Origin of the sequence: Edaphobacter lichenicola (assembly GCF_014201315.1) — a bacterium.
Lineage (GTDB): Bacteria > Acidobacteriota > Terriglobia > Terriglobales > Acidobacteriaceae > Edaphobacter > Edaphobacter lichenicola_B.
This window is the reverse complement of sequence record NZ_JACHDY010000006.1, coordinates 90571-103872: the sequence shown is the minus strand read 5'-3', so window position 1 is coordinate 103872 and position 13302 is coordinate 90571. Positions and strand designations below refer to the sequence as shown.

Annotated in this window: 11 protein-coding genes; 7 read left to right on the top strand and 4 right to left on the bottom strand. The window is 60.4% G+C overall.

The window, feature by feature from the left end; genetic code table 11:
* Positions 1-416 precede the first annotated feature (416 nt).
* Positions 417-695: a 30S ribosomal protein S20 gene (gene rpsT, locus HDF09_RS17710; RefSeq protein WP_183768804.1), complete on the top strand. Its 279-nt coding sequence runs from the start codon at positions 417-419 to the stop codon at positions 693-695.
* 231 nt (positions 696-926) lie between these two features.
* On the opposite strand, the gene HDF09_RS17705 is transcribed toward rpsT, so the two are convergent.
* A complete protein-coding gene (locus tag HDF09_RS17705) occupies positions 927-2564 on the bottom strand; it encodes a hypothetical protein (protein ID WP_183768803.1) in 1638 nt (545 codons plus the stop codon).
* A 160-nt stretch (positions 2565-2724) separates the two neighbouring features.
* On the opposite strand from HDF09_RS17705, the gene HDF09_RS17700 reads away from it, so the two are divergent.
* Both HDF09_RS17700 and HDF09_RS17695 read left to right on the top strand, forming a co-directional pair.
* Positions 2725-4842, top strand: coding sequence for a M13 family metallopeptidase (locus HDF09_RS17700; protein WP_260181665.1), 2118 nt, complete (start codon positions 2725-2727; stop codon positions 4840-4842).
* Positions 4843-4932: 90 nt separating this feature from the next.
* On the top strand, positions 4933-5853 hold the full coding sequence (locus tag HDF09_RS17695; protein ID WP_183768802.1) for a DMT family transporter: 921 nt from the start codon (positions 4933-4935) through the stop codon (positions 5851-5853).
* Positions 5854-5860: 7 nt separating this feature from the next.
* Here HDF09_RS17695 and HDF09_RS17690 read toward each other — a convergent pair whose 3' ends face one another.
* The gene (locus tag HDF09_RS17690) at positions 5861-7246 is read right to left on the bottom strand and encodes an MATE family efflux transporter (RefSeq protein WP_183768801.1); all 1386 of its coding nucleotides are present in this window, start codon (positions 7244-7246) and stop codon (positions 5861-5863) included.
* A gap of 825 nt (positions 7247-8071) precedes the next feature.
* Here HDF09_RS17690 and HDF09_RS17685 point away from each other — a divergent pair.
* Entirely contained in the window at positions 8072-9049 is a 978-nt protein-coding gene (locus HDF09_RS17685) for a zinc-dependent alcohol dehydrogenase family protein (RefSeq protein ID WP_183768800.1), read from the top strand.
* 71 nt (positions 9050-9120) lie between these two features.
* Positions 9121-9450 carry an STAS domain-containing protein gene (locus HDF09_RS17680; RefSeq protein ID WP_260181652.1) on the top strand — a complete coding sequence of 110 codons (330 nt, stop codon included), beginning with the start codon at positions 9121-9123 and terminating at the stop codon, positions 9448-9450.
* 132 nt (positions 9451-9582) lie between these two features.
* On the opposite strand, the gene HDF09_RS17675 is transcribed toward HDF09_RS17680, so the two are convergent.
* Both HDF09_RS17675 and HDF09_RS17670 read right to left on the bottom strand, forming a co-directional pair.
* Positions 9583-10857: a threonine synthase gene (locus HDF09_RS17675; RefSeq protein WP_183768798.1), complete on the bottom strand. Its 1275-nt coding sequence runs from the start codon at positions 10855-10857 to the stop codon at positions 9583-9585.
* A gap of 170 nt (positions 10858-11027) precedes the next feature.
* On the bottom strand, positions 11028-11378 hold the full coding sequence (locus HDF09_RS17670) for a hypothetical protein (protein ID WP_183768797.1): 351 nt from the start codon (positions 11376-11378) through the stop codon (positions 11028-11030).
* Between the two features lie 147 nt (positions 11379-11525).
* Here HDF09_RS17670 and HDF09_RS17665 point away from each other — a divergent pair, with 147 nt between their 5' ends.
* The gene (locus HDF09_RS17665; RefSeq protein ID WP_183768796.1) at positions 11526-12509 is read left to right on the top strand and encodes an HAD-IIB family hydrolase; all 984 of its coding nucleotides are present in this window, start codon (positions 11526-11528) and stop codon (positions 12507-12509) included.
* A 51-nt stretch (positions 12510-12560) separates the two neighbouring features.
* A complete protein-coding gene (locus tag HDF09_RS17660; RefSeq protein WP_183768795.1) occupies positions 12561-13286 on the top strand; it encodes a lytic transglycosylase domain-containing protein in 726 nt (241 codons plus the stop codon).
* Positions 13287-13302: the final 16 nt, after the last annotated feature.

Genomic DNA, 13302 nt, shown 5'->3' with positions numbered 1-13302 from the left:
CTTGGGAGTTTTAAAGGGGAAGAGCAGGCACTGACTGGTGGCGCATTGGCTGCGCCCTTTGACTGCGACCGGGATGGCGGAAGGTGCCAATCTAGTGTCGAAGATGGGCAAAGAGTAGAACGTCGGGGAGATGGCGTCAAGGGGCAAATGATGAATAGATTTTGGTGCAGAACCGGGATGGGATCGCGGTACGACATGTTTTCTACAAATTGGATGCTTTTTTAGGGGTTGAAGCAGCATTTTCGGACAGAAGAAGAGTTGACCGAAGGGCATGGTTTCCGTAGACTTAGATATTGCAGGGAGTGCGGCAGGCTTGTTTAGCGCTGCTCAAGGCTGAGACTGGATACAGAGTCGGCTGGCCTTGAGCCTGCATCCCATTTTCCCCTACAAATGTACGGGTTGAGAGAAGAGAGTTTATGGCAAATCATGTTTCGTCTTTGAAGCGCGCACGTCAGACCGTAGCCAAGACCGCGGTAAACCGTTCGAACAAGAGCAAGCTGCGTGGCACCCTGCGCCAGCTGCGGGAGTCGATCGCCAAGGGCGACCACGCCGCCGCAACCACCCAGTACCGCGAGACCGCGTCGATTCTGGACAAGAGCGTGCAGAAGGGCGTTCTGCATAAGAACACCGCCAGCCGCTACAAGAGCCGCTTGAATGCGCGCGTGAAGGCTGTTGCGCCGAAGAAGGCTGCTTAGTTTTCAGTCGTTGATGGGACGCTGATTTTTTTGGCGTAGAGATTAGGAAAAGGCTGGCTTGCGGGAGACCGTGGCCGGCCTTTTTCTGTTTGCCTCAATTGTCGGCAAACCGACAATCCGGTTGTACCCATGTCCCCATCGAGACATGATGCACCTCGTTTTTGCTAAGGTTCTTGTCTCTCTGCAGGCTTATGGACTTTGCTCTACCAGGCGAAAGTTTGGGGGGAGAGCTTATTGAGGAGTGTCCTTTGGACGGTCGGAGCTGGAAGGTCTGTCTGAGGGTTTGTCTGTGGGGAGGGTATAGAGGGTGGGCGGTTTGCGGTGCTCCTCGGGCACCGGGTCGCCAGTGGCTTGAGCGGCATCGCCGGAGGGTTCCGTGGCAGGAACTGCATTTGCAGGTGGAGGCGTTTGAGTCAAATCAGGGGCGGTTGTGTTCGCTGTGGTGGGTGCGACGGCGTTCGCGGGCTGGGCTTCGGGTTGAACGGTGGAATCGGCTTCTTCTGTTGACGGGGAGAGCTGGCTGACGAAGTGGACCGGGAGATCGTTCTCTGGCGGGGCAGAGGTCTGAGCTAGTTTGACTGCGTTTTCTTCTTTAGGGGTGAGAGGCGGGAGACGATAGATCTCGATAGCGTCGGCGTGGATGAGGGCGAGGGAGAGGCCGTCCGGGGCGAGGGCGAAGTTCTGGCCTGCGCGCTCTACGGGGGTGCAGTCGGCGTGGAAGACCTGCTTGCCGCTGTCGGTCTGATAGACAACGACGGTTTGCGCTGAGATCTCGTCCGCGCTGATGGGCTGATCGGCTACGGCAGAGGAGTGGAGGAGAACCCGGCTGAGCGCAAATCGGCCGCTGGATGGGGCGTAGACGAGAGACGGAGCGATGAAATCGCCAAAGAGACCCTGCTCCCACATCTCCTGGCCGCGCATGTTGAAGCCGCCGACGGCACCGATAGTCTGACCGGTGCGACAGCCGAAGACGATGAACTCGCTGTGGCTGACAAAGAGGGGGAAGGGCGGACAGGTGGAGTCGAAGGGAGAGAGTTCGTCGACCTTGCCGGCGTAGGAGTGGAAGTCGAAGGCGTAGTGTTGATGGCCTTGATCGACGGTGGAGAGGTATCCGGCGACAGAGACGGGAAGGCCTCCGGCGCCTCTGGAGCGGACAGCGCCGGCAGGGCTTGCTTTGACTTGAGTGCCGGGTTCGGTTGGGACGTGAAGGCGATAGAAGTTGATCTGGACGACCTTCGGCTCCGGAGCCGGTTCAACCGAGGTGGGGCCGAAGAGCGGAGTCTTCGGCTTGCGAGCAGGGGGGGTGCGTTTGACAGTCTCTACGGTGAGCAAGTCAGCATCGGGGGAGAGGATGACGACAGCGATGCGGCGATCGTCTGTGGAGAGAAAAGGGTGCTCTGCGAAAGGCTGGCCGGTCGCCAGGTTGGCGAGTGGAGCAAAGGTGGTGAGCGTGTCGCGGATGCGCAGGAGGAAGTGGCCGTGTCCGAGGCTCCAGAGATATTGGCCGTGGTCGTGGGTGCGCCAGGTGGTACGGGCCAGAACGTGCCCGGAGGGTAGCTCGAGCAGGACGGCGTCGATGGTGCGGTCCATGTCGTCTTCGGGCTCGTCAGGCAGGCGCTTGAGGAGGTGACGGGCACTGAAGGTGAGCAGAAGATGCTGGTTGTCGACGTAGTGGATCGTCAACATGGAGCTGCCTGCGAGAAGGAACTGCTCAGAAAGGGGTTGGAAGCCGAACGGCTCCAGGGGCAGGCGCAACAGAGGTTCGGGGCCGCGGGCTGCGAAGAGGGGGAGAGCGAGGGAAAAAAGCAGAACACCCATGAGCGGGAGGCGGCGACGAAACGTCGAAATGAGAGATTTGGGAACCATCATGGGGGTAGACGCGTATCTCTGCTCACTGAGAACGCTCGAGTAATGCTTTCACAGACGCGCGGGCGACGCCAATGTATGCGGGCGACCGGGTGAAAATAACGACCGGCGTTCCGTTGGTGATACAAAGGCTGCAGAAATTCTGCAGGAAAAGGATGATGAAATGTTGAATGTGTGGACGTTGGGAGTGCCTGGCACAATGAGACGGCAGGCTGGACTTGGTGCAATGATTGCCCTGGCTACAGCGGTTGCCTGGAGTGCGGGGTTGGCACAGCAGACCAGGCTGGTAAGCGACAGCAGCAAGCCAACAGAGACTTATCTACCGATTCCGGGATTCGATACGACCTCCCTGGATGCTTCGGTTGATCCGTGTAATGACTTTTACAAGTTCGCCTGCGGGAAGTTCGCGGCGAATCATCCTATCCCTGCAGATCAGGCGGGCGTGGATCAGTTTTACGCACTGTACAACGTGAACACCCAGTCGTTGTATGGAATTTTGACCAAGGCGGCTGCCGGTGGCGCGGGGCGTTCGCCGGACGAACAGAAGATTGGCGATTACTACAAGGCTTGTATGGACACAGACCTGATCGAGACAAAAGGAGTTGCCCCTGCCGAGCCGTTGCTCAGTGAAATCGATGCAATGAAGAGCAAGGAAGAACTGCCAGCCTTGGCGGGCAAGCTGCAGCGGATCGGCGTGAATGTGTTCTTCGGCTATGGAGAGCAGCAGGACTTCAAGGACGCGACCAAACAGATCGCGTCTGTGCAGCAGGGCGGGCTCGGATTGCCGGAAAAAGACTACTACCTGCGAACGGGAGCGAAAGATGTTGAGCTTCGGGATCAGTATGTCGCACACGTCGCGAAGATGCTGGAGCTGGCGGGCAGCTCGCCGGAGAAGGCTACGAAGGATGCTCATTCGATTCTGATGTTCGAGACGGCACTGGCCAAGGCGTCGATGGGTGTGACCGAGATGCGCGACCCGGAGAAGACGTACCATCTGCAACCTATTGCCAAGTTTGAAGCGACAGTGCCGGGGATGAACTTTGGAGAGTTTCAAGATGCGATCCATTCGCCGCGCGTGAGCGAGATCAATAATGCGACGCCGGAGTTCTTCCCTGCTCTAATGAAGGAGATTCACGCGACGGATCTAGAGACATTGAAGGCCTATATGCGGTACCAAGTGCTGACGACGTCGGCCGGCAGACTACCGAAGAAGTTTGATGCGGAGAACTTCGACTTCTACGGACGCAAACTTAATGGGCAGCCGGAGCAGGCTGCGCGATGGAAGCGCTGTTCTAATTCGGTCAATGGCGCTCTTGGCGAGGCGCTGGGCAAGGTATATGTGGAACAGTACTTCGCCGGAGACAGCAAAACAAAGATGGTGGAGATGGTCGCTGATATCGAGGCGGCGATGGGACGGGACATTGACCAACTGGAGTGGATGTCAGCCGCCACCAAGACACGGGCGAAGGAGAAGCTGCACGAAGTCACGAATAAGATCGGCTATCCAGACAAGTGGCGAGATTATTCGAAGCTTGAGATCAAGCCGGATGACGCGTTGGGAAATGCGCGTCGTGCGGATGCATTCGAGAACGACCGGCAGTTGGCAAAGATTGGACAGCCGGTCAACATCTTCGAGTGGGATCTGACGCCGCCGACGGTGAATGCGAACTACGATCCGAGCCAGAATACGATCAACTTCCCTGCCGGCATTTTGCAGCCTTCGTTCTACGATCCGAAGCAGGATGATGCGGTGAACTATGGGCATATTGGGTCGGTGATTGGACATGAACTGACGCATGGGTTCGACGATGAGGGCAAGAAGTTCGACGGCAAGGGGAACCTGAGCGACTGGTGGACGCCGGAGGATACGAAGAACTTCGTGGCCCGGACGGACTGTCTGGCAGATGAGTATGGCAGCTTTGTCGCCGTCGCTGATGTGAAGGTGAATGGCAGGCTGACACTGGGCGAGAACACTGCTGACAATGGCGGCTTGCTGCTGGCTTACATGGCTTACCTCGATCGTGCGAAGAAGGAGGGAGTCGATCTGGCGGCGAAGAAGGATGGATATACGGCATCGCAGAGGTTCTACATCGGCTACGCGCAGAACTGGTGCGAGAACCCACGGCCAGAGCAGGTGCGGACGCAGGTGTTAACCGATCCTCACTCGCCGGACCACTTCCGCGCGAATGGTGCGATTGTGAATCAGCCTGGATTTGCGGCGGCGTTTGGCTGCAAGAAGGGCGCGCCGATGGTGCCGGTGAAGAGCTGCCGCGTCTGGTAGCGACTCGGATTGGTGTCAGGTTCGGAATGCATCGGGAGAGAGGCTTCGGCTTTCTCTCCCGTTCGCTTTTAAGTGTGCGAGAGTGGAAGGATGGCGGTTTTAGAAAAAAGACGGGCACTGGGGTTTGCGGCCTGCGCGCTGGCTAGTTCGTTGTGGGGGTGTGGGTTCTTCTTCGGGAAGATTGCGCTGGCGGAGATGAGCTTCGCGCATATGGTGCTGTACCGGTTTTTGTTTGCGATGGTGGTGCTGCTGCCGTTGCTGGTGACGCATCGGCCGGGGTTGAATCGGCGGGAGTGGGGAGTGCTTCTGGCTGCCTCATTTCTGGGCGTGCCGCTGCAATTTCTGATTCAGTTTTATGCGCTGTCGATTACGACGGTGAGCCATGCTTCGCTGATGGTGGGGACGATGCCGGTGATCCTTGCGGTGGGGGCGGCGGCGTTTGCGCATGAGCGGATGGACTGGGTGGGGTGGGTGGCTCTGGCGGGATCTACTTGCGGGGCAGGCCTGATTGCGCTGGGTGGTGGATTGCATGCCAAGGGTGGCGCTACGCTGGCTGGGGATGCACTGGTGGTGGTGTCGTTGCTGATTGCGCTGTTCTGGATTCTCTTCAATAAGCAGTTGATGGGGCGGCACTCGCATATTGTGGTGACGGCGTATGGGTTGTTGCTTGGGACCTTGATGCTGATGGTGTGGGTGCCGGTGCGGTATGGGATGCCGCCGGTGGCGGGGGTGTCGGTGAAGGCGTGGCTGGCGCTGGCTGGGAGTGGTGTGCTTTGTACAGCTACGACTACTCTGCTCTGGAACTGGGGGATGACGCAGGTTCCGGCTTCGCAGGCGGGGGTGCTGCTGAATATGGAGCCTCTGATTGGGAGTCTGTTGGGGGTGATGGTGCTGGGGGAGCGGCTGGGGCCCAGCGCCTGGGTTGGGGGCGGGTTGATCCTTGCTTCGGCGGTTACATTGACGACGCGGTCTAAGACCAGGGTGCGCGAGGATATGGCTCTGGCTGGTTGAAGTGTGGTTAGTGGATGGTTGTTAGTGGCTCCTGGGTCACGGTCGACGATTTGAGTTTTTTGGTGGTGTGGCGCCAGATGAGGGTGAGGGTGGTGCCGGCTACGATGAGGCCGGCGCAGAGGCCAAGCCAGAGGCCGACGGCTCCGTAGTGGAGGCGGAAGCCGAAGAGGTAGCCGATGGGCAGGCCGATGATCCAGTAGCCGACGATCTGGACGACGAGGCCGGCGTGGGTGTTTCCTGCGCCGCGGAGGGAGCCGGTGGCGGTGATCTGGAGGCCGTCGAAGAACTGGAAGATGGCGGCCACGAAGAGCAGGGGGATGGTGGCTGCGATGACGTCGCGGTCGGTGGTGAAGCTGGCGGCGATGGCGTGGGGGAAGAGCAGGAGCACGGCGGAGAAGCAGGCCATGACGCCTGCGCCCAAGAGGATCGCGGCCCAGCCTGCTGAGGCGGCTTCGGCGGGGGCTTTGCGGCCGATGGCCTGCCCTACTCGGACCGCCGCGGCGGCGGAGATGGCGAAGGGGACCATGAAGGTGAAGCTGGCGCAGTTGAGGGCGATCTCGTGTCCGGCGAGGGGGAGGCGTCCCATGACTCCGATGAGGAAGGTGACCATGCCGAAGATGGAGATTTCGACGAAGATCTGCCCGCCAGCGGGTGCTCCCAGGAGGGCGAGGCGGCGGAGGCGGCGGGGCTCGAAGTGGCGGGCCATGCTCCGGAGGCCGTAGTGGTGGCGGCGCTCGATGCGCCAGAGGGCGAGGACCATGAAGAGGGCGAGGTAGCAGCGGGAGAAGGAGGTGGCGAGGCCTGCTCCGGTGACTCCGAGGGCGGGGATGTGGAGGGGGCCAAAAGTATGACCGTAGATGAGGAGCCAGTTGCCGACTACGTTGATGAGGTTCGCGGTGACCAGGGCAACGGCGATGGGGCGGACGTGGTTGAAGGCCTGGAGGTAGCGGCGGAGGGTGAAGTAGAGGAAGAGGGCGGGGGTGCCGTAGTTGAGCGCCCCCAGGAAGGCGACTGAGCCGGTGAGGACGGCGTGGTCGATGGGGAGGCGGAGCATGAGGTACGGTGCACAGAGGATGATGAGGATGAGCGTGAGGGCGAGGCCCCCGGCGAGGATGAGGCCGTGGAGGAGCCAGCGGTTGGCCTCGTCAAAGCGGCCTGCGCCGTGGGACTGGGAGAGGTAGGTGTCCAGGCCGAGGAGGACTCCGGCGATGCCGAAGGCGATGGTGTTGTAGAGGACCTGGCCGAGGGCTGCGGCGGAGATAGCGAGGGCCGGATTGGCCATGTGGCCGACCATGATGGTGTCGACGATGCCCATGGACATCCAGCCGAGTTCGGCGAGGATGAGTGGGAGGGCGAGGGTGAGCACGGGCCGCATTTGTTGACGGATGGACATCGTGTTGTCGGGTACCCCCCTCCCCCCCTCGGGGTATTTTGTACGCAAGTTCAATCGAATCTGCGAGATAGATGCCTATGGTGTCGGCAAAGCATTCATTTCAAATGGCTTGTGCCTAAAATACTTATTTTGTGCTATTTAGCTTGTGCTGCGATGGATAAAGACAAAACCCCGGAGTGCGCCGGGGTCTTTTTTGAAGCCTGCTACCAGTATAGCTGGTGGAGGGAAACTAATACGCCACGCGAATCTGCTTGTCTGGCGCGGCGATTCGCGGGTTGGGGGATTGACAGGTTCTGGAGGAGAGGCGCCGCATCGTTTCGAAGAGCTGCAAATCAAAACCTGATATCTGAGCGATTGCAAATCACGAAATTTAGAGAATTTGAGAGAGAACCCTGGGTAGTGTCCTAAATCTGCGTTGATCGGTTTGCAACCTTCGATTGCCCAAATCAAGACGACAGCGCGTGGATTTCCGGCGAACTCTTTGCGAGACCCTGAGGAGAGCCTTTAGGAACGCATCAGAGGTTGAATCTCAGGAGTCTTGCATTCATTCTAGCGTCAGCGAGACGGCGCGCGCGCGTCCTCTCCTCCGCTGCTCTCCATCGCTCTCCCGACATGAACAGCGGGAGGAAAATCGGGATAATGGCTGCAAATAGTCCTGCAAAAATGGCTATAAAAATGGCGGTCGCGTGCATGTCAGTCTCCTACGACGTGCATGTCGGTCTACTACGAAGAGACTACACCCCCTATGCTCGGACGGGACATCCCAGCGCTGTCCAGTTTAAAAAATATAAATCAACGCAGATTTGGGACAATACCAGAACCTGTATGCGCGCCTACATTGTGGAACGTCCCGAAGCGGGTTTTACGCAGGTTGAGCTTCCCCGCCCTTCTCCGTTGGCGGGGCAGGTGCTGGTTCGTGTGCAGGCGAGTGGTGTGAATCCGCTGGATACCAAGATTCGGGCTGGGAAGGCGGCTCATGCGAAGCAGCCGCTGCCTGCGGTGCTGGGGCTTGATATGGCTGGTGTGGTGGAGGAGATAGGCGCTGGCGTGACGACGCTGCGGCCGGGGGATGAGGTGTATGGCATGGTGGGGGGCGTGGGCGGATTGCAGGGGACGCTGGCGGAGTTTGTGGTGGCCAATGCGGAGCTGGTTGCGCTGAAGCCGAAGTCGATCTCGATGCGCGAGGCGGCGGCGCTTCCGCTGATCACGATTACGGCGTGGGAGGGGATGGTCGATCGCGCGAAGGTGCAGGAGGGCCAGACGGTGCTGGTGCATGCCGGTGCGGGTGGGGTGGGACACATTGCGGTGCAGCTGGCGAAGGCATTCGGGGCGGAGGTCTTCGCTACGGTGTCGGCGGAGAAGCGACACTACGTGGAGGAGTTTGGTGCGGTGCCCATCGACTACCGCACGCTTTCGACTGAGCAGTATGTTGCGCAGTATGCCGGTGGGGAGGGCTTCGATGTGGTGTATGACACGGTGGGCGGCGCGACGATTGACGCCTCGTTTGTTGCTGTGAAGCGGTATACCGGCCATGTGGTGAGTTGCCTGGGGTGGAGTACGCACTCTCTGGCTCCGCTCTCGTTTCGCGGTGCGACGTACTCGGGTGTGTTTACACTGATGCCTCTACTGACCGGGCTGGGGCGAGCGCATCATGGGGAGATTCTTCGCGAGGCGGCGGCGCTGGTGGATGGTGGCAGGCTGAGGCCGTTGATGAATGGGCGGCGCTTTGCTGCTGGCGATATTAGTGCCGCACATGCGTTGGTGGAGTCGGGTGCTGTGGGCAAGGTGGTGGTGGAGCTTTAGTGCAGGATTTACATGCTTGTAATCTTCAGTCCTGCGGGCTTGCTACACTTTCAAACATGCTCGAGCAACCTTTGACTCATAGTTTTACGGATGGAAAGAGCGAGGGAACGACGATCCTAAAGCTCGTTGGGCCGCTGACTTTATCTACGATCTTCGGGTTTCAGAACGAGTTTCGCGCGAAGACGCCGCAGGTGATGATCGTGGACCTGAGCGAGTCGCCGTATATGGATTCGGCTGGGCTGGGGCTGCTGATGAACTACTACGTGTCGGCGGAGGGCCATGGACGAAAGCTGCTGCTGGCGGGGCTGAATGAGCGGATTACGTCTCTGATGGAGATGACCAAGGTCGATAAGATCTTGAAGAGCTTTCCTACGGTGGATGCGGCTGAGGCTAGTTTGTAGGCTTCGCATCAAGCTACTGAAAGGCGCGTCCTGCCGGACGGGCGCCCTGCGCGGGCGGCGGTCACTTCGTGACTTGTATACCTTGTCTTGGTGGGTTAGATGCTTAGGGCCTCGCGTTGCTCGGCAGGGGGCTTATTGTGGGGTGATGATGCCCCCTACTGGCATGCTTTTGGGGAGAGTGGCTTTCTTTTCGTTTGGTCGCTTCAGGTGCATGGCTTCGGCGGTCATGTCGGTGTACTTGAGGCCGGCGCCGGTGTTGAAGAGGACGACCTTGTCGGTGGGCTTAAGTTCGCCGGTGGCGAGGAGCGCGTCGTAGGCTGCGGTGGCGGCGGCGCCTTCGGGGGAGAGAAAGATTCCTTCGTGTTTGGCCCAGTCGAGAATGCTCGTCAGGATCTGCTCGTCGGTGAAGGCGAGGGCTTTGCCTCCGGACTGGCGGACGATGTCGAGGATGATGGCGTCGCCGTAGGGCTTGGGGACGCGGAGGCCGGCGGCGAAGGTGGCGGCGTTCTGAAAGAACTCGCTGGCGGGCTTGTTCTCTTCGAAGGCTTTGGCTACGGGGGCGCAGCCGGAGGCCTGGAGGGCGTACATCTTCGGACGCTTGCTTCCCTTTTCGATCCAGCCTAGCTGCTCCATCTCGTCGAAGGCCTTCCACATGCCGATGAGGCCTACGCCGCCACCGGTGGGATAGAAGACGGCGTCGGGATACTGCCAGCCCAGCTGCTCGACCAACTCGTAGCCCATGGTCTTTTTGCCCTCGACGCGGAAGGGCTCCTTGAGGGTGGAGATGTCGAACCAAACCTGGTGGGCGGGGGTGTTGGCGTCGCGTTGGGCCTTGATGTTTTCGGCGACCATACGGGCGCAGTCGGAGATGAGGCCGTCGACCATGGTGACGTCGGCTCCGTAGACGATGCCTTCGAGGTAGTTGGCCAAGGGGACGTCCTGCGGCATGAAGAGGTGGGCGGCGATGCCGGCGGCGGCGGCGTAGGCGGCGAGGGCTCCGGCGGCGTTGCCTGCGGAGGGGACGGCGAGGTGCTGGAGGCCGTAGTGCTTGGCCATGGTGACGGCGAGCGAGAGGCCGCGGGCTTTGAAGGTGCCGGTGGGGTTCGCGCCCTCTTCCTTGATGTAGAGGCCGGGGTAGCGCTTGCTGTTGAGCATGGGGGTCCAGCCCTCGCCGAGGGTGACGGGGGTTGCGTCGGGCAGGACGCTGGAGTAGCGCCACATGCCGAGGCTGGCTGAGCTGGCGGAGGCGCGGGCGGCGATGTCTTCTCGTTTGGCGGTGTGGCGGAGCTTGTCCATGTCGTAGCGGACGTAGAGAGAGCCGGCACAGAGGGGGCAGAGGGTTTGAGGCGTTTCAGCGGAGACGTGGTGGTGACAACGGGAACATTCGAGGAAAGCAATAGCGGCCATATATTAGATGCTAACGGATGTGACGACGAAAAGACTCGTGCTTAACAGGGAAAGCTGCTGAGGGTCGTTTGGTTTTGAGGAGATGAGACTGGCCAGACCGCCTGGCTCGCGTTGAAGCTCTTGTGAGTGGGCGGTCTTGTCAGGTCTATGTCAGGGAGTCTGTTGCAGCGTCAATGGCGCTGGAGCCAGCGGCGGGAGGTGAACTCCGTGACGATGCTGGCGACCAGAAGCGCGATGCTGATGGCGAAGGCGCTGATGACCCAGTTGAGCTCCATGCGGCCCTTGAGCATGAACCTGTCGAGCAGGGCCAGGACCAGGACGAGCACCGCCGCCTCTGCGAAGAACGAAGAACAGCGCGGTGCGGCGATGGCGATCAGGTCGAGGAGCGGGGAGGGTCTCTTGTGGGGCGGAGCTTCGCCTCCGGGTGGAACCAGCGCGATTCGGTTGATGGGCTGGGGAGAAGCTGGGATTTGCTGCGGTGAGATGCTCCCGAGGGAGGTTAGTACATTTTTGTGAAACATAAACAAGCCTTTGTGGTGCCTGCTTCCAGTGTCTCCCGGGTAGCACGTGAAAGTCACGTGAATTTCAGGTAAATGAAAGATAATGAACGGTTTATGGATTTTTATACATGGCGAATGAGAGAATATGCAGGGAAATCGAGGTTTGGAATGCGTTTAATCGCGGTGGATATGGATGGGACGCTGGTGGGGCCGGATGGGCGGGTGAGTGCGCGAAATCTGGCCGCGATGAAGTTGGCTGAGGCGGCTGGGGTGAGGGTGGTGGTGGCGACGGGGCGGCGGCACTCGTATGCGATGAAGGTGCTGCGCGGGCTGGGGCTGCGAGAGGAGGATGCGCTGATCAGCTCGAATGGGACGGTGACGCGAACGATTGGGGCGCAGCTGCTGGAGAGGACGTTGCTGCCAGTGGAGACGGCGCGGTGGCTTTGTGGCCATGTGGAGGAGTTTCGCGATGCGCTGGTGGTGACCTTCGATAAGGTGGGTGCGGATGGGCAGGATGTGCGCGGGGCGCTGGTGGTGGAACATCTGGTGGAGTTGAACGCGAGCATCGGCAGGTGGGTGGTGGCGAATGAGCCTTATATCGAGTGCGTAGTGCCGATTGAGAGGGCGCTGGAGGGAGATGCGCCGATCCAGATGATGCTGTGCGGGACGGTGGAGCGGATGCGGAGGGCGGAGGCGAGGCTGCTGGAGCATCCGGGGGTGTCGGCTGTGGGGGTGACACCGCTGCGGAGGGATGAGGTGCGGCGGCTGGAGAATATTGGGTTGACGCGGGGCGGGATTACGCCTCAGGAGAGGGCTTCCGTTGCGGAGGCGGCGCTGCACCGGACGGAGTATCCGGAGCGGGATTTGAGTATTGTGGACATTTTGCCGGCGGGGTGCAGCAAGGGGTCGGCGCTGCTGCGGCTGGCGGAGACGCATGGGGTGAAGGCGGAGGAGATTCTGGCGATTGGGGATAACTGGAATGACGTTTCGATGCTGGAGGTTGCGGGGCAGGCCGTGCTGATGGGGAACGCTCCGGCGGATTTGAAGGCGACGGCTGCGGAGAGAGGGTGGGTGATGGGGCGGCGGCATGATGAGGATGGGGTGGCGGAGGTGATTGAAGCGGTGTTGAACGGTTTGCCGGTGACACGATAGTGGGAGTTTTTGACTGAGCGGACGGCGGGCTGGGGGTGGTAGGCTTTAGAGGTGGCACTCTGTCTTAAAGCGTTTGCGTTTGGCCTGGCGGTGGCGGCGGTGTGCCCGCTGGCGCGTGCGGCCGAGCATGTGACGCTGAAGAACGGGTTTGGAGTGGATTGCGTTCGGCGGGAGGCGGTTGGGGATAAGGTTCGTCTCTACTTTGTTGAGAAGGGTAAGCCCGATTCCGATGAGAACTATATGGAGGTTGCGGCGGAGTCGGTGGTTCGGGTTGAGACCGTAGCCGATGTGCCGGACCCGGTGGTTGAGGTGAAGGCGACTGAGGTGAAGGCGCCGACGGCAGTGACGCTGATGACTGCGCCGACGAGGGAAGAGATGCATGAGATGTTGGCGCATGCGGGGGCGGCGCACAACATCGATGAGGATCTGCTGGCGAGTGTGGTGCGGGCGGAGAGTGGTGGGCAGGTGCGGGCCGTTTCGCGGACCGGCGCGCAGGGATTGATGCAGCTGATGCCGGGCACTGCGAGTGCGATGGGGGTTGAGGATTCGTTTCGTCCAGAGCAGAATATCTCGGGCGGGACGGCGTATCTGGATTTGATGCTGACGCGATACCACGACAATGTGGCGTTGGCGCTGGCGGCGTATAACGCTGGACCGGGCGCGGTGGATAGGTATCATGGGGTGCCTCCGTTTCGCGAGACGCGGGCGTATGTGGCGAGGGTGATACGCGAGTTCAATAGGCGGAAGCAGATGGCGACGGTCGCGCAGGCACGGTAAGGCAGCACGATCTACA

Coding starts and splice junctions, on each gene's coding strand:
- rpsT (WP_183768804.1), top strand. CDS start 417: ATGGCAAATCATGTTTCGTCTTTGAAGCGCGCACGTCAGACCGTAGCC.
- HDF09_RS17705 (WP_183768803.1), bottom strand. CDS start 2,564: ATGATGGTTCCCAAATCTCTCATTTCGACGTTTCGTCGCCGCCTCCCG.
- HDF09_RS17700 (WP_260181665.1), top strand. CDS start 2,725: ATGTTGAATGTGTGGACGTTGGGAGTGCCTGGCACAATGAGACGGCAG.
- HDF09_RS17695 (WP_183768802.1), top strand. CDS start 4,933: ATGGCGGTTTTAGAAAAAAGACGGGCACTGGGGTTTGCGGCCTGCGCG.
- HDF09_RS17690 (WP_183768801.1), bottom strand. CDS start 7,246: ATGTCCATCCGTCAACAAATGCGGCCCGTGCTCACCCTCGCCCTCCCA.
- HDF09_RS17685 (WP_183768800.1), top strand. CDS start 8,072: ATGCGCGCCTACATTGTGGAACGTCCCGAAGCGGGTTTTACGCAGGTT.
- HDF09_RS17675 (WP_183768798.1), bottom strand. CDS start 10,857: ATGGCCGCTATTGCTTTCCTCGAATGTTCCCGTTGTCACCACCACGTC.
- HDF09_RS17670 (WP_183768797.1), bottom strand. CDS start 11,378: ATGTTTCACAAAAATGTACTAACCTCCCTCGGGAGCATCTCACCGCAG.
- HDF09_RS17665 (WP_183768796.1), top strand. CDS start 11,526: ATGCGTTTAATCGCGGTGGATATGGATGGGACGCTGGTGGGGCCGGAT.